Source organism: Tardiphaga alba, assembly GCF_018279705.1.
GTDB lineage: Bacteria > Pseudomonadota > Alphaproteobacteria > Rhizobiales > Xanthobacteraceae > Tardiphaga > Tardiphaga alba.
On record NZ_CP036498.1, the window covers coordinates 4298778 to 4321872 of the forward strand.

General features: G+C 62.3%; 32 protein-coding genes. 16 read left to right on the forward strand and 16 right to left on the reverse strand.

Translation table 11 applies throughout. From position 1 onward, the window contains the following. Positions 1 to 160 precede the first annotated feature (160 nt). On the forward strand, positions 161 to 1141 hold the full coding sequence (locus RPMA_RS20540; protein ID WP_211909515.1) for an alpha/beta fold hydrolase: 981 nt from the start codon (positions 161 to 163) through the stop codon (positions 1139 to 1141). An 89-nt stretch (positions 1142 to 1230) separates the two neighbouring features. On the opposite strand, the gene RPMA_RS20545 is transcribed toward RPMA_RS20540, so the two are convergent. Next, a complete protein-coding gene (locus RPMA_RS20545; protein ID WP_211909516.1) occupies positions 1231 to 1482 on the reverse strand; it encodes a DUF6489 family protein in 252 nt (83 codons plus the stop codon). A 229-nt stretch (positions 1483 to 1711) separates the two neighbouring features. Between RPMA_RS20545 and RPMA_RS20550 the strand changes: the two genes are divergently transcribed. The 5 genes from RPMA_RS20550 to RPMA_RS20570 all read left to right on the forward strand — a co-directional run bounded on the left by RPMA_RS20550 (position 1712) and on the right by RPMA_RS20570 (position 7420). Then, the gene (locus tag RPMA_RS20550; protein WP_211909517.1) at positions 1712 to 3313 is read left to right on the forward strand and encodes an ABC transporter substrate-binding protein; all 1602 of its coding nucleotides are present in this window, start codon (positions 1712 to 1714) and stop codon (positions 3311 to 3313) included. Positions 3314 to 3495: 182 nt separating this feature from the next. Beyond that, complete coding sequence (locus RPMA_RS20555) at positions 3496 to 4476, forward strand: ABC transporter permease (RefSeq protein ID WP_211909518.1); 981 nt, start codon at positions 3496 to 3498, stop codon at positions 4474 to 4476. A gap of 10 nt (positions 4477 to 4486) precedes the next feature. Continuing rightward, positions 4487 to 5425: an ABC transporter permease gene (locus RPMA_RS20560; RefSeq protein ID WP_211909519.1), complete on the forward strand. Its 939-nt coding sequence runs from the start codon at positions 4487 to 4489 to the stop codon at positions 5423 to 5425. A gap of 13 nt (positions 5426 to 5438) precedes the next feature. Next, on the forward strand, positions 5439 to 6443 hold the full coding sequence (locus RPMA_RS20565) for an ABC transporter ATP-binding protein (RefSeq protein WP_211909520.1): 1005 nt from the start codon (positions 5439 to 5441) through the stop codon (positions 6441 to 6443). Next, entirely contained in the window at positions 6440 to 7420 is a 981-nt protein-coding gene (locus RPMA_RS20570; protein WP_211909521.1) for an ABC transporter ATP-binding protein, read from the forward strand. The genes RPMA_RS20565 and RPMA_RS20570 overlap by 4 nt, the downstream gene beginning before the upstream one ends. 145 nt (positions 7421 to 7565) lie before the next feature. Here RPMA_RS20570 and recA read toward each other — a convergent pair whose 3' ends face one another. Next, positions 7566 to 8669 (reverse strand): recombinase RecA, encoded by a 1104-nt coding sequence (gene recA, locus RPMA_RS20575; RefSeq protein ID WP_211909522.1) that lies wholly within the window; start codon positions 8667 to 8669, stop codon positions 7566 to 7568. Between the two features lie 257 nt (positions 8670 to 8926). Between recA and RPMA_RS20580 the strand changes: the two genes are divergently transcribed. The 4 genes from RPMA_RS20580 to RPMA_RS28280 all read left to right on the forward strand — a co-directional run bounded on the left by RPMA_RS20580 (position 8927) and on the right by RPMA_RS28280 (position 10376). Then, positions 8927 to 9418, forward strand: coding sequence for a hypothetical protein (locus RPMA_RS20580; RefSeq protein ID WP_211909523.1), 492 nt, complete (start codon positions 8927 to 8929; stop codon positions 9416 to 9418). A gap of 117 nt (positions 9419 to 9535) precedes the next feature. Continuing rightward, positions 9536 to 9724 (forward strand): hypothetical protein, encoded by a 189-nt coding sequence (locus tag RPMA_RS20585; protein ID WP_211909524.1) that lies wholly within the window; start codon positions 9536 to 9538, stop codon positions 9722 to 9724. A 200-nt stretch (positions 9725 to 9924) separates the two neighbouring features. Continuing rightward, positions 9925 to 10089 carry a hypothetical protein gene (locus RPMA_RS20590; RefSeq protein WP_211909525.1) on the forward strand — a complete coding sequence of 55 codons (165 nt, stop codon included), beginning with the start codon at positions 9925 to 9927 and terminating at the stop codon, positions 10087 to 10089. A 158-nt stretch (positions 10090 to 10247) separates the two neighbouring features. Next, positions 10248 to 10376, forward strand: coding sequence for a hypothetical protein (locus RPMA_RS28280; RefSeq protein WP_256438170.1), 129 nt, complete (start codon positions 10248 to 10250; stop codon positions 10374 to 10376). Between the two features lie 253 nt (positions 10377 to 10629). Here RPMA_RS28280 and RPMA_RS20595 read toward each other — a convergent pair whose 3' ends face one another. Next, entirely contained in the window at positions 10630 to 10821 is a 192-nt protein-coding gene (locus RPMA_RS20595; protein WP_211909526.1) for a hypothetical protein, read from the reverse strand. Positions 10822 to 11144: 323 nt separating this feature from the next. On the opposite strand from RPMA_RS20595, the gene RPMA_RS20600 reads away from it, so the two are divergent. Then, the gene (locus tag RPMA_RS20600; RefSeq protein WP_328516529.1) at positions 11145 to 11471 is read left to right on the forward strand and encodes a PaaI family thioesterase; all 327 of its coding nucleotides are present in this window, start codon (positions 11145 to 11147) and stop codon (positions 11469 to 11471) included. Positions 11472 to 11496: 25 nt separating this feature from the next. On the opposite strand, the gene RPMA_RS20605 is transcribed toward RPMA_RS20600, so the two are convergent. The 4 genes from RPMA_RS20605 to RPMA_RS20620 all read right to left on the reverse strand — a co-directional run bounded on the left by RPMA_RS20605 (position 11497) and on the right by RPMA_RS20620 (position 13016). Continuing rightward, positions 11497 to 11799, reverse strand: coding sequence for a hypothetical protein (locus tag RPMA_RS20605; protein WP_211909527.1), 303 nt, complete (start codon positions 11797 to 11799; stop codon positions 11497 to 11499). 106 nt (positions 11800 to 11905) lie between these two features. Then, positions 11906 to 12226, reverse strand: coding sequence for a YnfA family protein (locus RPMA_RS20610; protein WP_211909528.1), 321 nt, complete (start codon positions 12224 to 12226; stop codon positions 11906 to 11908). Between the two features lie 32 nt (positions 12227 to 12258). Next, positions 12259 to 12576 carry a hypothetical protein gene (locus RPMA_RS20615; RefSeq protein WP_211909529.1) on the reverse strand — a complete coding sequence of 106 codons (318 nt, stop codon included), beginning with the start codon at positions 12574 to 12576 and terminating at the stop codon, positions 12259 to 12261. Beyond that, complete coding sequence (locus tag RPMA_RS20620; protein WP_211909530.1) at positions 12573 to 13016, reverse strand: acyl-CoA thioesterase; 444 nt, start codon at positions 13014 to 13016, stop codon at positions 12573 to 12575. The genes RPMA_RS20615 and RPMA_RS20620 overlap by 4 nt, the downstream gene beginning before the upstream one ends. Positions 13017 to 13359: 343 nt before the next feature. On the opposite strand from RPMA_RS20620, the gene RPMA_RS20625 reads away from it, so the two are divergent. Beyond that, positions 13360 to 13515, forward strand: a complete 156-nt coding sequence (locus tag RPMA_RS20625) for a hypothetical protein (RefSeq protein ID WP_211909531.1) — start codon at positions 13360 to 13362, stop codon at positions 13513 to 13515. Positions 13516 to 13561: 46 nt separating this feature from the next. On the opposite strand, the gene RPMA_RS20630 is transcribed toward RPMA_RS20625, so the two are convergent. Continuing rightward, positions 13562 to 13831, reverse strand: a complete 270-nt coding sequence (locus RPMA_RS20630; RefSeq protein WP_211909532.1) for a hypothetical protein — start codon at positions 13829 to 13831, stop codon at positions 13562 to 13564. A gap of 133 nt (positions 13832 to 13964) precedes the next feature. After that, the gene (locus RPMA_RS20635; protein WP_211909533.1) at positions 13965 to 14258 is read right to left on the reverse strand and encodes an HdeA/HdeB family chaperone; all 294 of its coding nucleotides are present in this window, start codon (positions 14256 to 14258) and stop codon (positions 13965 to 13967) included. Positions 14259 to 14495: 237 nt separating this feature from the next. Here RPMA_RS20635 and RPMA_RS20640 point away from each other — a divergent pair, with 237 nt between their 5' ends. Then, positions 14496 to 14738, forward strand: coding sequence for a PilZ domain-containing protein (locus RPMA_RS20640; RefSeq protein ID WP_211909534.1), 243 nt, complete (start codon positions 14496 to 14498; stop codon positions 14736 to 14738). Here RPMA_RS20640 and RPMA_RS20645 read toward each other — a convergent pair. After that, entirely contained in the window at positions 14735 to 16177 is a 1443-nt protein-coding gene (locus RPMA_RS20645; protein WP_249225318.1) for a caspase family protein, read from the reverse strand. The genes RPMA_RS20640 and RPMA_RS20645 overlap by 4 nt on opposite strands. Positions 16178 to 16346: 169 nt before the next feature. Next, a complete protein-coding gene (locus RPMA_RS20650) occupies positions 16347 to 16589 on the reverse strand; it encodes a hypothetical protein (RefSeq protein WP_211909535.1) in 243 nt (80 codons plus the stop codon). Between the two features lie 268 nt (positions 16590 to 16857). On the opposite strand from RPMA_RS20650, the gene RPMA_RS20655 reads away from it, so the two are divergent. Beyond that, complete coding sequence (locus RPMA_RS20655) at positions 16858 to 18051, forward strand: GNAT family N-acetyltransferase (RefSeq protein ID WP_249225320.1); 1194 nt, start codon at positions 16858 to 16860, stop codon at positions 18049 to 18051. Between the two features lie 6 nt (positions 18052 to 18057). Here the strand turns inward: RPMA_RS20655 and RPMA_RS20660 are convergent, their stop codons facing one another. Together RPMA_RS20660 and RPMA_RS20665 are read right to left on the reverse strand one after the other, a co-directional pair. Further along, positions 18058 to 18723 carry a DsbA family oxidoreductase gene (locus RPMA_RS20660; RefSeq protein ID WP_211909536.1) on the reverse strand — a complete coding sequence of 222 codons (666 nt, stop codon included), beginning with the start codon at positions 18721 to 18723 and terminating at the stop codon, positions 18058 to 18060. Positions 18724 to 18799: 76 nt separating this feature from the next. After that, positions 18800 to 19612 carry a helix-turn-helix domain-containing protein gene (locus tag RPMA_RS20665; RefSeq protein WP_211909537.1) on the reverse strand — a complete coding sequence of 271 codons (813 nt, stop codon included), beginning with the start codon at positions 19610 to 19612 and terminating at the stop codon, positions 18800 to 18802. Between the two features lie 115 nt (positions 19613 to 19727). On the opposite strand from RPMA_RS20665, the gene RPMA_RS20670 reads away from it, so the two are divergent. Next, positions 19728 to 20126: a hypothetical protein gene (locus RPMA_RS20670; RefSeq protein WP_211909538.1), complete on the forward strand. Its 399-nt coding sequence runs from the start codon at positions 19728 to 19730 to the stop codon at positions 20124 to 20126. 70 nt (positions 20127 to 20196) lie between these two features. On the opposite strand, the gene RPMA_RS20675 is transcribed toward RPMA_RS20670, so the two are convergent. Then, entirely contained in the window at positions 20197 to 20874 is a 678-nt protein-coding gene (locus tag RPMA_RS20675) for an SET domain-containing protein (RefSeq protein WP_211909539.1), read from the reverse strand. A gap of 163 nt (positions 20875 to 21037) precedes the next feature. Here RPMA_RS20675 and RPMA_RS20680 point away from each other — a divergent pair, with 163 nt between their 5' ends. Continuing rightward, positions 21038 to 21649: a hypothetical protein gene (locus RPMA_RS20680; protein ID WP_211909540.1), complete on the forward strand. Its 612-nt coding sequence runs from the start codon at positions 21038 to 21040 to the stop codon at positions 21647 to 21649. Here the strand turns inward: RPMA_RS20680 and RPMA_RS20685 are convergent. Together RPMA_RS20685 and RPMA_RS20690 are read right to left on the reverse strand one after the other, a co-directional pair. Then, complete coding sequence (locus tag RPMA_RS20685; RefSeq protein ID WP_211909541.1) at positions 21646 to 22311, reverse strand: DUF6321 domain-containing protein; 666 nt, start codon at positions 22309 to 22311, stop codon at positions 21646 to 21648. The two genes, RPMA_RS20680 and RPMA_RS20685, sit on opposite strands and share 4 nt — an antisense overlap. Positions 22312 to 22350: 39 nt before the next feature. After that, entirely contained in the window at positions 22351 to 23073 is a 723-nt protein-coding gene (locus tag RPMA_RS20690; protein WP_211909542.1) for a TetR/AcrR family transcriptional regulator, read from the reverse strand. Between the last annotated feature and the right edge of the window lie 22 nt (positions 23074 to 23095).

A 23095-nucleotide genomic window follows, 5' to 3' on the forward strand; every position in this document is an offset into this window, starting at 1 on the left:
GAGCCGCGTCAGTTCCATTGTCACAATCGCTGTCACAAATGCCGCAGCCGCTGTCATAATAGCGGTTTGCGCAATCTCTCGTTAATTGCTGCGACGATTTGTTTGACAGATGACGCGGTTGTCACTTTTTCACATTCGCATTTCATGTCATATCACTGACATGAACGCCCGTCCTGAACCACTTCCCGCACAGATCCAGATCCCGTATGAGCCGCCCCAGCTGGCGCGCGCGAACGGGATCGATATCTGTTACGACGTGTTCGGCTATTCCGATGCGGAACCCATGGTGATGATCATGGGCCTCGGTGCACAGCTGATCCATTGGGACGACGACTTCTGTCGCGAACTCGCCAGCCATGGCTTTCGCGTCATCCGCATGGACAATCGCGACATCGGCTTGTCCTCGAAGATGACCGGCGGCAAGCCGTTCACATTGTTCGAACTCGCCAAGCTGCGCTTCCTCGGTACGCCGTTGGCCGCGCCCTACAAGCTCAGCGACATGGCGGACGATGTGGTCGGCCTGCTCGACGTGCTGCGCATCCGCTCGGCCCATGTGGTCGGCGCGTCGATGGGCGGCATGATCGCGCAGGAGATCGCGATCACCTATCCCGGCCGCGTGCGCACGCTGACCTCCATCATGTCGACGACGGGCAATCCTCGCCTGCCACAGCCGAGCCACGCCGTGACGCTGACGCTGCTGAAGCCGCAACCGACGGGCTACGAGGCCTTCATCGAACGCTTCAAGCAGACCTGGCTGTTCCTGCGCGTCGGCAGCTTCCCCGATGACGAGGCGCGCGATCTCGACCGCGCCGAGCGCACTTATGCGCGTGGCCTCAGCCCCGAAGGCGTCGGCCGCCAGTTGCGCGCCATCCTCGCCTCCGGCAGCCGCAAGGAACGCCTCGCCAAGGTCACCGCGCCGACGCTTGTGATCCATGGCAAGGTCGATCCGCTCGTGCATCCGGCTGCCGGCCGCGACACGGCGGCATCGATCCCCGGTGCGCGCCTGATGCTGATCGACCGCATGGGACATGCGCTGCCGATCTCCATGTGGACCACGGTGATCGACGCCATCGCCCGCCACGCCCATGCGGCCAGCGCGCAGGCGCGTGCGGCCATGACGGGATTGCGGAAGGCGGGGTAAGCTCCCTGAGTGATCAACTCGCTCTTTCTTCACCTCTCCCCACCGGGGAGAGGTGATCGAGCGTCACCGATATGCTCGCTCCAGCACGCTTACTTCTTGTCCTTCGGCTTCGCCCCCAGCCCGGCCATGTTCACAAACATGTCCTGAAAGCGTTCGCCGACCTTCGGGTCGAACGAGAACCAGCTCTGCATGATCGACTCCGGGGAATACTTGTCGATGTTCTCCATCATCTTCTGCTGCATCTGATCCATCATCGCCGCCTGCATCGGCTGCACGTCGGGTAGACCCAGAAATTCGCGCGCCTCGAGCGGCGTGCAGTCCACGGTCACGGTCACCTTCATCGTCATATCCTCTGTCCATTCCGCAGATCGCTGCAACGCCGGCAGTATCGCCGCGGTCGCCGCCCCGATGCAAGCGACGGCCGTTGGACCGAGCGAGTGGCTTGCACCTTGCATGTATCACCGGGAATTACATCCCGGAGTTGGTAAATCGCGCTTGCGCGCCGGCCGAACTCCGCCAACAATGGTTGTGCAGCTCAACTGTCGGGCTGCAGCGTGACGGGAGATGCGAATGTCGTTTCTTCGATATGTTGCGGGTGCGGCGGCGTCGCTCACCATTCTGCTCGCCGCGGCGAGCGCCCCGGCTTCGGCGCAGACCCTGCGCTACGCCAATCAAGGCGACCTCAAATCTCTCGATCCCTATACGCTGCGCGAAACCACGACCATCGCCCATCATGGCCAGGTCTATGAAGGCCTCGTCGGTCGCGGCAAGGATCTGCAACTCATTCCGGCGCTCGCCGAAAGCTGGGAAACGCCGGAGCCGACGCGCTGGCGCTTTCACCTGCGCAAGAACGTCAAGTTCCAGAATGGCGATCCCTTCACCGCCGATGATGTGATCTTCTCCGCCGATCGCGTGCGCGCCAAGGGATCTGACTTCACCACGGTGGTTCCTGCCGATGCGAAATTCGTCAAGATCGACGACAACACCGTCGATATCGTCCTGACCAAACCGAACCCGATCCTGACGTCGCAATGGGACGTCTGGTACATCATGAGCAAGAAATGGGCGGAGGCGAACAATGCGACGGCGCCGACGCCGGCCGCGGCCACCTCGCCGAGCTACGCCTCGCTCAACGCCAATGGCACCGGGCCGTTCACCATCGAGAGCCATCAGCCGGGCGTGAAGACCGTGTTCAAGGTCAATCCGAACTGGTGGGGCAAGCCCGAGCATAATCTGAAAGAGATCATCTTCACGCCGATCGCCTCCGACGCCACCCGCGTCGCCGCACTTCTGTCCGGCGAAGTCGATATCATCGAGCCGGTGCCGGTGCAGGATATCGCCCGCGTCAATGGCACCGCCAATGCAAGCGTGCTGGCCGGACCGGAGCTGCGCACGATCTTCCTCGGCATGGACCAGATCCGCGACGAATTGCTGTTTTCCAACATCAAGGGCAAGAACCCATTCAAGGACGCCCGCGTGCGCGAGGCCTTCTACAAGGCCATCGACATCGAGGCGATCAAGAGCCGGGTGATGCGCGGGCTGTCGACGCCTTCCGCACTGATGATCGCGCCGCCGCTGTTCAAGCTAGCGGGCGATTTCACCCGGCCGAAATACGACCTCGACGCCGCCAAGAAGCTGCTCGCCGATGCCGGCTATCCCACGGGATTCGAGGTCGGCATGGATTGCCCGAATGATCGCTATGTCAACGACGCTGCGATCTGCCAGGCCGTGGTGAGCATGCTGGCGCGCATCAATGTGAAGGTGAACCTGAATGCGCAGCCGAAGGCGCTGTATTTCGCCAAGGTCTTCAAGACCGGCGGCTTCAACACCTCGTTCTATCTGCTCGGCTGGACGCCAGGCACGCAGGATTCCCACAATGTGATGTTCGACATCATGGGCTGCCGCGACGACCCCAACAGCCCGCGCGGCGCCACCAATCTCGGCGGCTACTGCAACAAGGAGTTCGACAAGCTCACCGACCAAGTGCTGCAGGAAACCGATACGGCCAAGCGCGACCAGCTGATCAAGCAGGCCTATGAGATCGCCAACAAGGAGTGGGCCTATATCCCGCTGCACCAGCAGGCGCTGGCCTGGGGCGTGTCGAAGAAGGTAAAGGTCGTGCAGCGCCCGGACAACCAGGTGCTGCCATATTGGGCGGTGAAGTCGGAGTAGTGCGAGGTGAAGCGCGCCGTATGCGCTGCCGCCCCCCACTCTCTCCTCATCCTGAGGAGCGGCCACTTGGCCGCGTCTCGAAGGATGGCCACAAGCTCAGCCTTCGCCAACTCATGGTTCGAGACGGCGCTTCGCGCCTCCTCACCATGAGGGGCTGAGTTCATCGAAAGCGAAAGGATCGCATGCTCGCTTTCATCCTGCGCCGTGCCCTACAATCCATCGGTGTGCTGATCGCGGTCGGCATCATCGCCTTCACCATGTTCCGCTTCGCCGGCGATCCGGTGAACCAGATGGTGGCGATCGACACCACGCCTGCGCAGCGCGCCGAGATTCGCGCCTCGCTCGGCCTCGACGATCCCGTGGTGGTGCAGTTCGCGCGCTACTTCATCAATGCAGCGCAGTTCAAGTTCGGCGTCTCCTATCAATTCCGCCAGCCGGTCTCGTCGCTGCTGCAGGAGCGCATGCCGGCAACGCTGGAGCTTGCCACCTGCGCGACGGTGATCGCGCTGTTCTTCGGCATCCTGATGGGCATCTACTCGGCGCTGCGGCGGGATTCGTTCACGGCGAAACTGCTGCAGGCGGTGTCGCTGATCGGCATCTCGCTGCCGACTTTCCTGATCGGCATCCTGCTGATCTATCTGTTCGCGGTGACGCTGGGCTGGCTGCCGTCCTTCGGCCGCGGCGAGGTGGTGAAGCTCGGCTGGTGGACAACCGGTTTCCTCACCGTCTCCGGCTGGAAGGCGCTGATCATGCCGTCGATCACGCTCGGCCTGTTCCAGATGACGCTGATCATGCGACTCGTCCGCGCCGAAATGCTGGAAGTGCTGCGCACCGACTATATCCGCTTCGCCCGCGCCCGCGGCCTCACCACGCGCGCCATTCACTTCGGCCATGCGCTGAAGAACACGCTGGTGCCGGTGATCACCGTGGCCGGGCTGCAATTCGGCTCGGTGATCGCGTTTGCCATCATCACCGAGACGGTGTTCCAGTGGCCGGGTATGGGGCTGCTATTCGTGCAGGCCGTGCAGAATGTCGATATCCCGATCATGGCCGCTTACTTGCTCGTGGTGTCGCTGATCTTCGTCACCATCAACATGGTGGTGGACATCCTCTACACCATCGTCGATCCGCGCCTGCGCGCGACCATCAACCGGCCGGCGTGAGGGGGACGACATGACCGACGCGCCCCTCCCCCAAACGCCCGGCCTTCTCGCCCGAGCCATCGATAGCGACATCTTCTATGCGTTCCGCCGCTCGAAGCTGACCATGGTGGCTGCCGGCATCGTGCTGCTGCTGGTGCTGGCGGCCGTGCTGGCGCCGCTGATCGCCATGCAGAATCCATTCGATCCCGCGCAGCTCGACCTGATGAATTCGCGCATCTCGCCGCTATGGACGGCGGAAGGACAGAAGCCGTTCCTGTTCGGCACCGACGAACAGGGCCGCGACGTGTTCTCCGCCATCCTTTACGGCATGCGCATCTCGCTGATCGTCGGCATTCTCGGCGTCGGCCTCGCTGCCGTGCTCGGCATCGGGCTCGGCCTGATCGCCGGCTATGTGGGCGGCGCCGTGGATTCGCTGATCATGCGGATCGCGGATGTGCAGCTCACCTTCCCTGCCATCCTGATCGCACTCCTGATCGACGGCGTCGTGAAGTCGCTGCTCGGCAATCATCTCGATGCCAGCACCATGCTGATCGTGCTGGTGATCGCCATCGGCCTGAGTTTCTGGGTGCAATATGCGCGCACCGTGCGTGGCTTAGTGATGGTGGAGAAGAACAAGGACTATGTCGCTGCCGCCCAGTTGATCGGCCTGCCCGCGCGCGTGATCATGCTGCGCCATGTGCTGCCCAATACGATGGGGCCGATCCTGGTGATCGCCACCATCAATCTGGCGCTCGCCATCATCACCGAAGCGACGCTGTCCTTTCTCGGCTCGGGCATGCCGGACACGATGCCGTCGCTCGGCACGCTGATCCGCATCGGCAACAATTATCTGTTCTCCGGCGAATGGTGGGTGATCGCCTTTCCCGGCATCGCGCTGGCGTCGCTGATCCTGTCCATCAATCTGGTCGGCGACTGGCTGCGCGATGCGCTGAATCCGAAGCTGCAATGACGGGATCATCCTGATGAACACGCCCGTCCTCGATGTCCGCGACCTACATGTGGAATTCGCCAGCCGGCGCGGTGCGCTGCATGCGATCAATGGCGTGTCCTTCGCGATCGCGCGGGGCGAGGTGCTGGGCGTGGTCGGCGAATCCGGCGCCGGAAAATCGGTGACGGGCCTTGCCGCCATCGGCCTGATCGATCCGCCCGGACGCATCAGCGGCGGCGAGATCAATCTCTCCGGCCAGCGCATCGACAATCTTCCGCCGCGCGAGATGCGCCGCATCCGCGGCAAGCGCATCGCGATGATCTTTCAGGATCCGCTGACCAGCCTCGATCCACTGTACCGGATCGGCGACCAGCTGGTGGAAACCATCCGCACGCATCTCACGTTGTCCGAAAGCGCGGCGCGCAAGCGCGCGATCGATCTCCTGGCCGAAGTCGGCATCCCCGCGCCGGACAAGCGCGTCGATGCCTATCCGCATGAATTCTCCGGCGGCATGCGGCAGCGCGTGGTGATCGCGCTGGCGATCGCCGCAGAGCCCGAGCTGATCATCGCGGACGAACCGACCACCGCGCTCGACGTCTCCGTGCAGGCGCAGATCATCGCATTGATCAAGCGGCTCGGCCGCGACCACGGCACGGCGGTGATGCTGGTGACCCACGACATGGGCGTGATCGCGGAAACATCGGACCGCGTGGCCGTGATGTATTCAGGCCGCATCGCCGAAATCGGCCCGGTGCGCGATGTGGTGCAGCATCCGCTGCATCCCTATGCGAAGGGGCTGATGGGCGCGATCCCGACGCTGACCGGCGATGCATCGCAACGCCTCGTGCAGATTCCGGGTAGCATGCCGCGGCTGTCGGCGATACCCGCCGGCTGCGCCTTTCATCCCCGCTGCAGTTTTGCCTTCGACCGTTGCCGCAGCGAAAGGCCTGAGCCGATCGCTGTCGGCCCGCAGCGCGTCGCCTGCCATCTGCATGACCCGGCCTCGCCGGTGCGCGCGCCCGTGGAGATCACGGCATGACCGCTTTGGTGCAGGCGTGCGATCTTCGCCGCGTGTTCGATGTCTCGAAGCCCTGGCTCAACCGCGTGATCGAGCGGACGCCACGTGAATATCTCACCGCGGTGGACCGCGTGTCGTTTGAGATCAAACGCGGCGAGACCTTTGCGCTGGTCGGCGAATCCGGCTCCGGCAAGAGCACGGTGGCGCGGATGGTGGTCGGCCTGCTGCCGCCGAGCGCGGGCGACGTCAGCATCGATGGCGTCTCCATGAGCGATCCCCGACAGGCCGCCGCGCGAAAGGCGCTGCGGCGGCGCATCCAGATGATCTTCCAGGACCCTTATGCCAGCCTCAATCCGCGGCTGCGGGTGGACGACATCATCGCCGAGCCGATACGCGCCTTCGATCTCATCACCGGCGCGCGCGAGATTCGTTCACGCGTCGGCGAGTTGCTGCGCCTCGTCGGCCTCCATCCCGATGACGGCGTGAAATTCCCGCATCAGTTCTCAGGCGGCCAGCGCCAGCGCATTGCGATTGCGCGCGCGCTCGCCTCCGAAGCCGACTTCATCGTCTGCGACGAGCCGACCTCGGCGCTCGACGTGTCGGTGCAGGCACAGATCCTCAATCTGATGCGCGACCTGCAGGACCGGCTGGGACTGACCTATCTGTTCATCAGCCACAATCTCGCGGTCGTCCGCCACATGGCCGATCGCATCGGGGTGATGTATCTCGGCCGTATCGTCGAACTCGCCGACGGCCGCGAGCTCTTCAGCCATCCCCGCATGCCCTATACGCGCATGCTGCTCGGCGCCGTGCCTGATCTCGCAATGTCCGGCCGCGCGCGTATCGCCGTGTCCGGCGAGATCCCCAATCCCATCGATCCACCGCGCGGATGCACGTTTCACCCGCGCTGCCCGGATGTGTTCGACCTGTGCCGGCGCGAGGTGCCGCTGCTGATCGATGGGGTGGCGTGTCATGCGGTGAACCGGCCCGCGCCGTAATCCCCACAACGAAAAGGGCCCCGCAAGCGGGGCCCCTTGTGTGTGCGGCAGGCATTGCGAGGCATCGGCAACAGACCCTCACACCCTCCCGCCGCGAAACGGGTTTGCGTTATCCGGCCGCGCGCGGCGAAGCCGGATGAGCGCATCAATCTTCCGCGGGCTCCGACCCTTCGGTGTCGCCATCCTCGGCTTCGCGCTTGCCGGCGAGAATCTGTTCAGCGATCAGGCCGGAATTCTGGCGGATCGAGGCTTCGATCTTGGCGGTCATGTCCGGGTTCTGGCGCAGGAACGCCTTGGAATTCTCGCGGCCCTGGCCGAGGCGCTGGCTGTCATAGGAGAACCAGGCGCCGGACTTCTCGACGATGCCGGCCTTGACGCCGAGATCGAGGATTTCGCCCATCTTGGAGACGCCTTCGCCATACATGATGTCGAATTCGACCTGCTTGAAGGGCGGTGCCAGCTTGTTCTTCACGACCTTGACGCGGGTCGAGTTGCCGACCACTTCGTCGCGCTCCTTGATCGCGCCGATGCGGCGAATGTCGAGACGAACCGACGCGTAGAACTTCAGCGCATTGCCGCCGGTGGTGGTTTCCGGCGAACCATACATCACACCGATCTTCATGCGGATCTGGTTGATGAAGATGACCATGGTGTTGGATTTGTTGATCGAGGCGGTCAGCTTGCGCAGCGCCTGGCTCATCAAACGAGCTTGAAGGCCGGGCAGCGCATCGCCCATTTCGCCTTCGAGTTCGGCGCGCGGCACGAGCGCGGCCACGGAGTCGATGATTAGCACGTCCACAGCGCCCGAACGCACCAGCGTGTCGGCGATTTCCAGCGCCTGTTCGCCGTGATCGGGCTGCGAGATCAGGAGTTCATCGACATTGACGCCGAGCTTGCGGGCATAGACCGGATCGAGCGCGTGTTCGGCATCGATAAAGGCGCAGATACCGCCCTTCTTCTGCGCTTCGGCCACGCAATGCAGCGCCAGCGTGGTCTTGCCCGAGGATTCCGGCCCGTAGATCTCGATGATGCGGCCCTTCGGCAGGCCGCCGACGCCGAGCGCGATGTCGAGACCCAGCGAGCCGGACGAAATCACGTCGATATCCATCGAGCGGTCGTTCTTGCCGAGCTTCATCACGGAGCCCTTGCCGAACTGACGTTCGATCTGAGAGAGCGCAGCCGCCAGGGCTTTGGATTTGTCCACGGAGGATCCTTCAACGATACGCAGGGCAGTCGGATTGGCAGCCATTGATCTAGCTCCTTATGAAGGGATTCGCGACGGGGACAAATCGAAGAGACGGGCAGAACGGCAGCGCCGCTCGGCTGAATCAACGTACCCTATCTGTTCCTTGTTCGCAATATGTTCTTTTAGAAAATTCAATGCTGGCCTGTTTCCGACCTCAGTGGCCTAGTTTGAAAATGGCAGTGACCTGTTTTGAACAATACCCTTTTGGAAAAGGAATTTGCCGTCTAGGTTGTAAATCCTTGCAATAGGTTGCGATTTGAATGGCTTATGAGTTTGACCTGGGGGAACTGGAAGGCCCTCTTGCCGATCAAACGGACGGCAATGCGTGGGTCGTGGAGTTCATCCTTGGCTTCGACGCGGACACCGATGAGCTCAACGTGATGTCTGTGCTGCTTTTCGAGACAGACGAAAACAACAAGCTGGAACTTTGTTTTGGCATCCGCACTAAAAGCGGACCAGAGCTAGATGTCGTATCCCTTCCCGATTACTCTAAGGAAAAGACAGACTTTTGCATCCCAAAAGACAATAGAATGGAAGTAACCATCAGACTAAGGGAAGCAATTGAGCTGCTAATATCGGACGCTGATCCTGAATATATTATAATGCAGACTTTTTATCCCAACTTGGAGCCTAAAGCTCTTAGGAAGTACGATGCTGTAGAGGACACGCTGTCAACATCAGGATACCTACCGCAAGATAGCTGGAGAGAGCCTGACGGCATCAATTATTGGCTATTTAAGAAACAAGGATGATGCTGGCCACTTATCTGGCAGGGCAATCAAATATAGGTCGTTACAGAATGCACGTTGTGCGATGCGACCATATATGCAAGGCTTCAAGGCAACCTGATTAGACATAGAAGGAGGTGCATGCAGATGAAGCGGTCAGATGTAGTCGCTCTCTCCAAGGGCGCCGTCGCTCGCTGGACCTCCAACGAAGTTGGAGTGGTCAAAGGCACCCAGACACAACGCGAGAAGCTCGCCGAACATAAGAAGAAAAAGCAAGAAGACCTGGAGAGCCAAGAGCATGAACAGCATGTTTATGCTCATACGGGATAGAATTCAGCTGTAGTGAAGTATGTGGAGGCCGCCTCAGTGGGCGGCCTCTTTCAGTTTATGGAAGCCTTTCATTGCGTTGATGGCATTTATCAACGCACTCGGCGTCCTCCTGTCGCCAACACGCGCCTGCGTCCCACCGTCGTCGGCAGAGGTCCAGCAATGATGCTAATGTCGGGCAGATTGGATGGCGGAGAACGGTGGTGATCGGCAGCATCATCGAGACGGTGATCGATGTCGCTTTCGAAAGGACCGGGCGCCGATTGTTCGGCCTTGTGGGTATGCGCCCGCCTGCGCTTGTGACGATCTTCACAGGAATGCTGTTGTGGGCCGCAGTCGCTATCCTGGTCTTGCACATCGCTCGCTAGTCCGCGTCGCTGCAGCCGCCCGTTACACCAATTTACACGTTTCCCCAGACCGCACCGCAACATCGAAACGGTCTAGACTGCCCTATCCCCATCGCTACGCTTTGCGGAATCTCGCCACAAGATGCGGGTGCAAGCGATGAATTTCAGGGAGTGAGCTTTTGAACGTTCAAGAAAGAACCGCGCGCAAATTGCCGGACGAAGCGACCATGATCGGCTGGGGGCTGTTTTGCTTCGTGCTGATATCGGCCGTCACCATGATGGGCCTGTATCTCGGATTTCGTCACTAGAGTTAGATTCATCTCCGACGAATCTAACTGCAGTGTTTTGTTTGTCAGAGCATGATCTTATCCGAAAACCGGTATCCACTTTTCGGGATCATGCTCTAGCAACCGCGCGACGACACTGTTTGCAGGCGCATGATCGACTTTGATAACCGGCATCGATGTGCCGGGATCATGCGCTCTAAAGGCCCGCACGGATCATCCGGCGGGCTTTTCTCTTGCCTGCAGTGATGCCCATGTCCCGCGGTTCCTGACCGTGTCAGTCGTTGGAAGCGCCCGCCCGCACCGGCTGGGTCATGAGTTCCGGCGCCATGCCGATCGCATAGACCTGGGCGACGCCCGCCTTGCGCAGCCGCTTCAGTTCGCTCGCCGCAAGCTCAAGCGTCGCAACGGTGCCGTAAAATACCTTCTCGGTCGGACGATGCGGGGTGCCGTAGATGCTGTAGGCCATGGGGCGAAAAAGCCGATCAGGTGAGTGCGCAATATCGCCGCTATTACAGGACCGTCCATGATTTGTCTACAAAAACAGACAACTTGAGAGGCCCGGCCACCGGTGCGCGATCTTCCATGCACCGGCCTTGCCGGCCCTGTGCGCCATTCAGTTCCGACGCAGCCCGATGCTAACCTGTACGCGGCCCGCCACCTTGTCTTCCTCCAGCCGGAACGCCCTGCCATGACCCCGGATCGCATCCGCACCAGCTTTGCCAAACAAGGCCTCATGACCACCCTCGGCGCCTCGCTCGGCAGCATCGCCCGGGGGCGGTGGAGATCGTGATGATCCCCTCGCCGGCGATCTCGCAGCAGCACGGCTTCGTCCATGCCGGCGCGGTGAGTGCAATCGCCGACAGTGCGGCGGGATATTCGGCGCTCAGCCTGATGCCGGACGGCGCGGGCGTGCTTACCACCGAATTCAAGATCAACCTGGTGGCGCCGGCCATGGGCGAGCGCATCATCGCACGTGGGCGCGTGATCAAGCCCGGCCGCACGCTGACGCTTACGCAAGCGGATGTGTTCGCGGTCAGTGACGGTCAGGAAAAACTGGTCGCGCTGCTCACTGCGACCATGATGACGCTGAGGGATCGCGACGGCATCAGTGATTGATGCAGATATCAGCGACCGATGCCCGCTAGCTCACCAGCTCATAGCGCGCGATACGGTTGACGTCGGCGAGACGCTGCTCCGCGGGTGCAGCAAAATCGATGCTCGCCAATAGCTCGCTCAGCCGCCGATGCGCACGCGCCGCATCCGCGGCAGGCAGAGGCGCTTCGTCATACGCATCGATATAGGGTGTGACGAGATGGCTCAGCAGCTGACATAGCGCGCTGTGCTCGGGCGCGCGGCGGCTGAGATCGGACAATTTTTGCTGGAAGGATCGGAAACTGTGCAGGCCGTGGTGCTGCTGCTGAAACCACGTGCTGAGATCGTTCATTGTAGCCTCTTCAAATGCGAGAAGAAGCTATGAGCTTTTACACTGCTGCGCTCGCAATGGCCAGCGCGCCTGATATCACAACGGCGTGCAACGATGCGGCCTGATATCAGCGCGGCCCGGCGATGATCACGGCGGCACCGACAAGGCAGATCGCAGCGCCGGCCATGTCCCAGCGATCCGGCCGAAATCCTTCGGCGAGCCACAGCCAGATCACCGATGCTGCGATATAGACGCCGCCATAGGCCGCATAAGCGCGCCCGGCCGCTTCGCTCTCCACCAGCGTCAGCAGATAGGCGAACAGGATCAGCGAGGCGATACCGGGGATCAGGATCCAGGCCGGTTTCCCCATTCTCAGCCAGGCCCAGAATGCAAAGCAGCCGGCAATCTCGGCGATCGCCGCACCGACATAGATCAGAGCCGTTGGCATCGACACTCCTGTTTGCTCATCACGGCACCTGCCTATGCAGCCTTCGCCGCGCGCATCAGCACATACAGATGCGACAGAGCGACGATGATCGACATCAGCACGATGCCGAGTTCTGCGCCGTGAACGCGATCGGGCGTCCAGGTCATCGCGGCCCAGATGACGGCGCGAAGAGCGAGTGCGAAAACAATCACCCCCCACAGGTCCAGCGCCTTCGGCGCAGACCATGTCGGCTTGCCGTCGAGGCCCCATTGCATATCGATGCGATCACGCACGATCCGCGGCGCGGCATAGAGGCTGCCGACGATCATCACCGCGATCGCTGCACAGAAGACGATGTCGGCGTTCATCATGCCGGCTGCCTCAGATGCTGTTCGCGCGATGCGATCAGGTCGCGCACGGCAGTAGCCACCGGGACAGGACGATGCGTCGCCTGGTCGGTATTGACCCAGACGATCTCGCCGGTGGCGCGAACGGCGTCGCTGCCTTTCACGAAAATGCCGAGCGCGAACACCACGCTGGAATTGCCGATCCTGGCGACGCGCGCGCCCACGTCGAGTTCCTGGTCGAAGAGAATCGGTGCCTTGTATTCGATGACCGATTTCACCACGTGAAAATCCACGCCGCTCTGTTTGGCGTCGGCAAACTGGTCATAGCCGAGGGCACGAAAGTATTCGGTGATGGTGGTGTCGAAATAGGTCAGATAGTGCGCGTTGAAGACGACGCCCTGGGCATCCACTTCGGAGTAGCGCACCCGGAACGGATGGAAAAACCAGAATTGATCGCGCGTCATGCAGTCCCCTCACGACCAGCCGTGGCGGACATCGCCACAGAATGGCGACGGCGCCCGGCTGACCAGCCAACACCGGGACAATCATAGCATCCGACCGGCGACGCCGATCAAGCGCGGTCCGGAATGGAACCACCGCGCAGCTGCAACTTAAAAAAACCGCGCATTTGCCGCGAATTTGTACGATTTTAATCGACGCGGCCGATGACTTGCGTTAGCGGTACCATCATCCACGGCAACCTCCGGTGCTGCCGGTAAAGTTGACGCGTCCAAGATGTGGTCGTTTCCGTTGCCCCTGTTTTATTTTCATATCATTTCGGAAAATTCCTTCCTTGATGAGGAAGGTGTGAGCTTCGACACCGAGCAGGGCGCGATGGCGCATGCGCGCGAACTCGCGGCCGAGCTGGTGCGGAGCACGGGTCTCGTCAGAGGCGCGATCGTGGTCGAGAACGAGGAGGCCGGCGGCCTGTTCGAAGTCCCGCTGGCGACCTGGAACAACTAGGCCGGCCTGGGCGGGCGCAATTGCTCGCGCCCCCGCATATAGCTGCTCAGTTCGCGTTGCTGCCGGTCTTGGTGCGCGGCTGCTTGGCCGGTGCGGCCTGCTTCGGCGCGTCGCTTCGCACATTGCCCCACGGATCCTGCGTTGCCTTGTTATCGGGGATCTGCCGCAGGGAATCGCGATAGGCCTTCTGCCGGATCGCATCCTGCTCTTTCTCCTCCGGACTCATGGTCTTCACTTCCGGCAGCAGATTCATCATCTGCGCGGCAGCAGGTCCGGTCATTAGCGTGAGGACCGCGAGGACGCTGAACAGTCTCATGGGAAAAGGCTCCGTCATTGACGAGGCCTCTATATCATCCGCACGTCATGCGCGCCAAGCCGCGGGGCGCCGCGCAGCCCTTCCCGATCGGCCCTTGCGGACATATCCGGACACAGCTGCGCGACCACCTGCCTTAATCGCCCAGGATCTTCTCGGCAGCGGTGACGATGCTGACGCTGGGATTGGTGGCACAATAGGCCCCGAACTTCTTGGCATTTTCCACGAAGACTTCGGTATCGATCAGTGCCTCGTCGGAGTCGCCCTTGTACCAGCCGTCGAGCCAGATCAGCGTCATCTGGATCTCGTCAGGCTTGGATTCAATGAATTGCTTGCAGGACATGGTCGCCAGATCGAGCGTGACGGCGCCGGCCGGCGCAGCCAGGCATGTCGTCAGTGAAACCAGCAAAGCGCAGGCGGTCTTCTTCATGGTCGTCCCCACAGATGCGAAAGCGAACGTCACCGGCCCTCGGGCAGCGGCGGTTCGCAACCCAGGCTACCACCGCCGCGGCGCGCACGATCTGAAGTTTCCCTGAAATTTTGCTGGTAATTGTCTGCCAGACATTTACGAGCCGTAAACGGATAGGCCCGGATCTCTGCGATCGGGTTCAATGACCGGCAAGATGGTACTGCTAGCGTCCCGTCCGACACCAGACGGACGACGGCCATGATCGAGCGACGTGAACATCCACGCCAACGGGTTCTAAAACGCGGCATGCTGACTTTCGTCGGCGGAGGCGGCGTCGATTGCACCGTGCGAAACCTGTCGGCCTCGGGCGCACGGGTGGACGTGGCCAGCCCGATGGGCATTCCCGAACAATTTCATCTGGTGATCGAGGCGGATCAGTTCATCCGCCGCGGCCATCCCGTCTGGAGCACGGAGCGCCAGATCGGGATCGCCTTCGACTAGGACTGCGCCTCAGTATCGGCTGCCGCCGCCATAACCGCCGCCGCGGTTGTAGCCGCCGCCATACCCGCCACCACCGCCGTAATAAATGCGCGGGGCCGGCGCGTAATAGGCTGGAGGCGGACGGCGCACCACGATCTCTTCCTCGATGATCTCGCGCCGCGGCGTGCGCTCGGCACGCTTCTTCGTGTCGGCCTTTGCAGGCTTTTCGGCCTTCTTTGATGCGGGGGCAGCCGCCGGGGGGCATTGCAGGGGCAGGTCGGCGCCGGCGTGGCCAGTGCAGCCAATGTGGTCGGCGCGGCAGCCGTCGCCACTGGCACCGGCTTGTTGCGCACGCGCTCGATCAGGCCGCGGGCTGTCGGGGCCTGTTCACTATCGGGGAATTTGGCCAGGAAGGTCTCGAAAGCCGGGACCGTGTTGGTGATGACTGCGATATTCCAGGCGACCATCCGGTAGTGCCGATCGAGCCAGTCCCGCGCTTCTGGACCGAAGGGCGGCTCGGCATAGAGGCTCACAAACGCCTCATAGGCTTCCACCGAGCCGTCGAACACGATCATGTCGTGGGCCTGCTGGATCGTCTTGCCCTTCAGATCCTTCTTCCAGTCGTCAGCCGACTTTTTGCCGAGCGGCGCCTTCGTATCCCCGCCTGCGCTGGAATTGGCGTTGGTGCTCGCGCTGGCGCCGAAAAAGCGGAAGTCGCTCACCAGCGACGAGCTTTCCCACGGCGTCTGGCGTCCCTCGGTGGCCTGATTGACGGCCAGGCGCACGCGCTTGAAGGCATCCTCGATGGGGAGGCCGGGTTCGCGCCCCGCTTTCAGCAGCGCGGTCGTATAGGGGCTGTTGGCGCCGTTGCCGTCCTCGGCTTCCGAGCCGGGCGCGGTCGAGAACGACAGCAGCGTGCCGGCCGTCCCGAACTTCACATCCACATGGGCGAGGCCCCGCGGCGTCGTTTTGGCGAGACCTGGAAACGGATTGTTGCGGCAGGCGTCGAGCAGGATGATCCGGCTCTTGCTCGGCACCGTGGTCAGCGTGTTGATGATGTCATTGAGACGGACGGCCTGCAGCGTGACATCAATCTCCCGTTTGGGATCGATATCGACCGGCATCAGGTAATTCTCGCCGTCGACCTGCACGCCGTGCCCGGCATAGAAGACCAGCGACACGGTGTCTGGTCCCTTGGCAGAGACGGTCTGTGCGAATTCGCTGATCTTGGCGCGCAACTCGTTCTGCGACAGGTCGGATGCCGACTGCACCTCGAAGCCGGCATCGGTCAGCATCGCGGCCATCGCCTTGGCGTCATTGGCAGGATTGGGCAGTGGCGTCACCGCCTTGTAGGCGGACTGGCCGATCACCAGCGCGATGCGGCTCTCTGCCCAAGCAGCCTGCGAACCGAGCATCACGGCCGCGGCCACAACGGCATTGCGGATAACTGGACCCACCATCGAACGACCTCCCCGGAACCGCCGGATGCGCGACGGATGATCCCCGCCTGTTTCAAGTGAAATCAGGTGGCCCGTACGCCAGCAATGCGACGGGCTGCCGCTGCATGAATTTGGTCGCGACCAGCGCAAACGCGGTTCACGGCGAACCGCGCAGTGCGCGATAGACGGCCTACTTCTTCTTGGCCGGAGCGGCCGGGGTCTGCGCAGGCGCCACGTTGCCCCACGGATCGTATTTCTGCTTGGGATCGGGAATGCGATCGAGAGCGGCCTTGTAGGCCCGGTCATCCGGCTTCGGCGGCTCGGGCGGATTGGCGTGCGGGCCTTTTTCCTCGGGAGCGCTGCGGCGTGCCTGCGCATTTGCGGTGGTTGCGAAGGCGGCCAGGACCGCCACGGCCAGTATCAATGCTTTCATGCGATATCCCCTCTCCTGCCCGTTGATACCCCGACGCTCCCGTCCTTTTCCAGTCCTATCGCGGCCGGTCCATCGACGGAGATACCGGGTTCCACAAGAGCACTCCGAAGGCGAATTCCCGCCCTCACGCCACAAACCTGTGAGAAGCACCCGAACCCGGGAAATTCCAGGGTGAATATCGGGTTTCCCGATCATCCGGCATTTGTCGGTTGCGACAACCAGATCTTGGCATTTTTCGTCTAGCGTTTCTCCAAACGGGAAACGGGACGTGGTCGAGATCGCCCATTCAATGGCCAAGCGGGATGTCGCGGAACATGGCGCGCAGCGACCGGCGCGTGCCGCAGGTCTGGAGACGGTGCGCGATCTGATCGACGTGCCGCTGGACGCCTGGCACGCGCTCGAAGCCCGTGCCATCGAGCCGAGCGGCTATGTCCTCGCCAACTGGGCGCTGGCGGTGAATGCCTTCGCGCATCAGCGTACCGACGTCTCCGTTCTGACGGCCTGGGCAGCCAAAGCGCCGAACCGGCTGATCGGACTGCTACCGGTCATCCCGTTCAGCCGCGCCTTCCGCCTGCCGCTCCCCGTCCTCATCAATGCCGACGTCTATGGCACGCTATCGACGCCGCTGCTTGATCGCGATGCGGCGCCCGAAGCGTTGAGCGCCATGATCACGCAGGCCCGGCAGCGCGGCGCCCGCGCGCTGGTGCTGTTCAACGTCTCGCTGGATGGTCCGGCGATGCAGACGCTCCGCAAGGTGCTCGGCGCCAACAATCTGGGGCCGCGCGTGATCACCTCGCATCATCGCGCCTGCCTCGACGCCACGCGCGATGCCGAGGACGTGCTGCGCGATGCGCTCGGATCCAAGAAGCTGAAGGACCTGCGGCGCCAGCGCAATCGCCTCGCCGAGCATGGCGATGTCAGCTTCCATGTCGCGCGCACGCCGGACGATGTGGCTGCTGCGCTGGACAGATTTCTCGTGCTCGAAGCCAGCGGCTGGAAGGGCACGCGTGGCACGGCGCTCAGCCAGAATGCCGGCGACGAAGCTTTCATCCGGCAGGCGACGAGTGCCCTTGCGGCGCGCGGCCAGTGCGAGATCGTCACGCTGATGGCCGGCGCCACGCCGGTGGCATCCGCCCTGATGGTGCGTCACCTCGACCGTGCCTATTACTTCAAGATCGGCATCGACGAGCGTTTCGCGAAATACTCACCGGGCGTGCAGCTCACGCTCGACGTCACCCGCCATCTCTGCGCCGATCCCGCCATCGCGTCCGCGGACTCGACCGCCGCGCCCGGTCATCCGATGATCGATCCGATCTGGCGTGACCGGCTTGCCATCGGCGATGTCGTGCTGCCATTGCGGCCGCACGATCCCGTGGCGACACTCGCTTACGCGATGCTGTCCGTACGCCACCATGCGCGCGAACAGGCCAAGCGACTGATACGTCGGCTACGCAAACGTTAGCAGCGCCTACTCCGCAGCTTCCGCATTGATCTCGGCCGAGACCTGCCGGATCGCCCGCGCCAGCTTCTCCGGATCCTGCGCGCCCGACACCGCATATTTGCCGGCGAAGACATAGGTCGGCACGCCGGAGATTCCCTTGTCCGATGCCTCCTTGGCATCGGCTGAAATCTTCGCAACGTCCTCATCGGTGGCGAGGCGCTTGCGGACATCATCGGCATCGAGGCCGATCTCGGCCGCGGCCTGCACCAGCGTGTCCGTCAATGTGAGATCGCCGCCATCGCGGAAATACAGTTCCATCAGCTTCTGCTTCATCTCCGGCGCCTTGCCGATGGCGTCGGCCCAATGGATCAGACGATGGCAGTCGATGGTGTTGGGTTGGCGCTTGACCGAGTCGGGCTTGTAGCTAAGCCCTTCCTCTTCGGCGGCGGCGACGACGCGCTGCGCGATGCCCTTATAGGCGTCCACCGATCCGAACTTGGTTTCGAGATAGGTGGAGCGCTCGATGCCTTCGCGCGGAATCCAGGGATTGAGGAAGAACGGCCGCCAGTTCACATGGACCGGCACATCGGGCGCCAAAGCCAGCGCATTCTCGATCCGGCGTTTGCCGATATAGCACCACGGGCACACGACGTCGGACACGATATCGATCTGAAGCGGCTTGGTGGCGCTCATGGGCAGGCTCCCTTTGGTCTTGCCGTCCACAGATAGGCCGCGCGCGGATGCACGGCAAGGCCGCGGTTCCCCGCGCCTATCCCGCAGTTGCGAGCAGGCGCAGCCTCTGCGTCGTTGCCTCATCGACCGGAAAGAACGTCTCGATGGCGATCTCGGACAAAGTGATATCGAGCGGCGTGCCGAAGGTCATGGTGGTGGACATGAAGCTGAGCACGTCGTCGCCATGCTTCATGCGAAACGGCACGACAACGCTGTCCGCCGGGATCGGCGCGGACCGTGCCGGCACTGGATAGGACTTCAGCTCCTGATACAGCCTGATCAGTTCGGGATCGGCGGTCGCCTCGCATTGGCGATGCAGCCGCTCCAGCAGATGCGCGCACCATTCGCCGAGATTGACCGTGCGCGCCGCCAGCCCCTGCGGATGGAAGCTCAGCCGGAGCACATTGAGCGGCGGCGCCAGCAGTTCAGCGGGGATGCCCGCGAGCAGCGGCATGACCATGCGGTTGGCCGATACGAGATTCCAGTGCCGGTCCACCGCCAGCGCCGGATGCGGCTCGTGCGCCTTCAACACCACATCGATCGCCTGCCGCGCCGAGGCCAGCGCCGGGTCGTCCAGCGTCCGCTGCGGAAAGGCCGGGGCAAAACCGGCCGCGACGAGCAACACATTGCGCTCGCGCAGCGGCACATCGAGGCGCTCGGCGAGCCGCATCACCATGTCGCGCGATGGCGCCGCGCGGCCGGTTTCGACGAATGAGAGATGGCGCGTGGAAATCTCCGCATCGCCGGCGAGATCGAGCTGGCTGAGGCGACGGCGCTGCCGCCATTCGCGCAAGTGATCGCCGATGGCCATGGGGCGGGCGGAAGATGACGTGGCAAGCTGTGTGGTCATGGCAAAAAGCTAACATGCGATTTTTTGCGCTTCCATGACCTCCGAGGTAATCGATTTGCCTCCCCTGGCCGGACATCTTCGCGACATCGCAACCGATCACCGAAGGAGAACGACCATGATCACCCCATCCCTGCTGCTCCGCCGTGCCATCCAGATCGACGCCGTGGTCAGCGGCGCCATGGCGCTGCTGCTCACGCTTGCCACCGGGCTGGTGGCGGGACTGACGCAGCTTCCCGCCGCGCTATTGCTGGAGTCCGGATTGTTCCTCATTGCCTATGTGGCGCTGATCGGCTGGCTCGGCACCCGCGACACCATGCCGAGATTGCTGGTGCTCGCCGTCATCATCGGCAATGCCGCCTGGACCCTCGGCAGCATCGGCCTGCTGTTTTCGGGAGCCGTGAGCCCGAACCTGCTCGGGCAGATCTTTGTCGCGATGCAGGCGGTTGCAGTCGGCGTATTTGCGGAGCTGCAATTCATCGGGCTGCGCAAGAGCAGTGCGGTGCAGACGGCGTGAGGAAGAACTCACAGTCGCCGCATTCTCTACTTTACCTCTCCCCGGTGGGGAGAGGTAAAGCGAGAGCCGCTCAGCCCTTCTTCGCTTTGGCCTTCTTCGCTTTGGCCTTCTTCGCCTTGGCTTTCTTGCCGACGGCCTTTGTCGTCTTGGTGGCCTTCGCAGCCTTGGCCTTCTTCGCAGCCTTTGCTGGCTTCTTCAGCGCTTTCTTGACGTCAGCCTTTTTGGCTTTCGCCTTGTCCTTCTTGCGCTTGGCCTTGTCGGCGCGCTTCTGCTCCTTGCGCTCGGCCTTTTCCTTGGCCTTCGCCTTCTCGGCGCGAAGCTTGGCGCGCTTCTTCGCGCGCTTGGCTTCGCAGCCCTCGCACTTGCAGCCGATCGGCTTCAGGTATTCCTTGAAATACTCCGTGCCGTAATCGTAGTTGATCTCCTCGCCCGGCTCGATCTTCTTGATCGAGCGGATGATGATCTTTTTCTTCGCCGGATTGACGTCGGATTCCGCATTCGGCTTGCAGGAATGATTGATGTAGCGCGCAACGTTCTTGCGGATCGATCCGTCCACGGTCCAGCGCTTGCTGATCTGGAACAAATACTTGTTCTCGATCGCGTCGTGCTTCTCGTTCTTGGAATCCAGCAGCGGGCCGAAATAGCGGATGATCTTCACGCCCTTCTTGATCGGCTGGGTGGCGAACAGGCCGAGACCGGTCTTGGAACGGCCGATGCGATAGGGCTTCGAGGCGGTGGAGACGGACATGAGGCGGGGCTGACACTGCTGAAAAAGGGAATGCGGATCGGGCCTTTTAGATCGATTCCGCCTGCGGGGCCAGCAGCCCTGCGCCTGCTCCGATGAACCTTCCCCAGCTTGCCGACGTCATAATCGCAAATTGTCCCTCAGGATTTGCCTCAGGATTTGCGCCATGACCACGATTGCCAGTTTTTCCGCCACCCTGCTGCTGATTGTCGGCGCGGCCACCATTGCCGCCGCCGATCCGATCGGCAGTTCCTATTCGTCCACCGCCGACAAGGATTGTCGCAAGATATCCAGCACCAAGATCGACGGTGCGGATATCGCATCCGAACGCGTCTGCCGCGGCCCGGCCGGCTTCAAGGTGGTGAAGAGCGAGGACGACCTGCGCGAAACCATTTCAGTCGGCCGCACCGCCAAGTCTGCCAATGACCAGCCCGCCGCGGGGCAAGGCTTCGGCCCGTTCAACTCCACCACGCCCACAATCGAATGGCGGCTGCATGCCGGCAAGCCATTTGCAATGATCCAGCGCTGGCATATCGCGGACAACGACGACACCGGCAAGGATGGACGCCCGCTTAGCAAGCAGATGCTGGTGGTGACGCGGCTGCCGCCCGGCGGCGCCTGCCACGTGGCTTATATCGACGTGAAAGCCAATCCGGATGCCAACGAGATCGCGCGCAAGGCCGCCGACGATCTCGCGCGCAATTTCGATTGCAAGAAGGACAAGGTGAAAGTCGCCGGCCTGAACGGCCGCAGCATCGAGCTCGCGCTGCCGCGCTAGGCGCGGGCCTTCGCTGCCCTGTAACGTTCGAGCAGTCGCTCGCCTTTCGCTGCAATTTTTCGCGCAGCTGCGACTGTTTTCGGCACCGGCTCGCCCCAGGCATGGGCCGACAGCGCATGACGCGTCGGGCGGCCCTCGCCATCCACCAGCGGCGGCAGTTTCGCACGTCCATAGAAGCGCACGGCCCAGCTGCCCTTGCGCCGCATCTCGGTGAGCGTCATCTCCGACACCTTCTTGGTGACGCCCGGCCTGAGATGCGCGCCATCCTTTTTCGCAAAAGCCTTGCGGCCAGCGGCCGTCAGCCCGCCCTTCGGATCTTTCTCGGCTTTCTTGGAAGCTTTTTTCTTCGCGGTCTTCTTGGTCGTTTTCTTTGTAGTTTTCTTGGCGGTTTTCTTGGCGGCTTTCTTCGTCGATTTTTTCGACGATTTCTTTTTCACCGTCTTCTTGGCAGCCTTTTTCGCAGTCTTTTTGGCGGTCTTCTTCTTCGCTGACTTTGCCATGTTCATATTGTCCACGAGATTGGGATAAGGCCGACCGGCGCGTTTGGCGCGGGCCTTTGCGGCAGCTTTCTTCGCGGGCGTGAGATGTTTGGACGCCTTGCCCGCGCGCTTGCGCGGGTTTGCGCGTTTCCAGGGAGCCTTGCGGGTTGTGCTCTTGGCCATGCGCGGTCAACGCGCATCTTCGTGCAGGGTTTCACACCGCTATTGCGGCGGCGGCACGCTGATCTTCAGCGTCTCCACAAACAGCGTCTCCGCATCCGGCTTGCCGGGCAGACGCTCCAGAATGTAGTCCAGCCGCCCCGCCAGCACGAGCATGGCAAAGCCATGCGCCAGCGACCAGGTGCGCGCGATTTGCGTTGCCTGCGTCATCGACAGCGCATCGGTGGCGACATCACCGGCATGAACGACACCGACCACGCGCGCCAGGCTGGCGAACGAAATATTGCTCGCCTCCTTCAACGCCGGTCGGTTCATGTCGAGACGCTCGGTGCGGAACATGAGCTGATACATGCCGGGCTGCGCGCGCGCATAAGCGAGATAGGCCCGCGCCCGCGCCAGCCCGCTTTCCGCAGGGGTGGTGCCGGTGGCGCTGGCGGCATTGAGCGCCGCGTTGAAATTAAGGAAGCCCACGGCCGCGAGTTCGCTGAGCAATCCCGTCAGATCGCCGAAGTGATGGGTCGGCGCGGCATGCGACACGCCGGCTTCGCGCGCGACCGCACGCAACGTCAAACCGTTGAACCCGTCGCGCTCCAGAACGATCTGCGCGCCCTTCAGCAGGGCAACATGCAGGTCGCCGTGATGATAGGGGGATTCGGTGACGCCCGGCTTTGCGGCAGGCTTCGCGCCGCGCTTTGCCTGAGCGGCGGGCTTGCGCCGCGCTGGCGGCGGCTTGCCGGGAGACTTGGTGCGGTCGGATTTGGCCATTCCCGCTTATAACAATGATTTT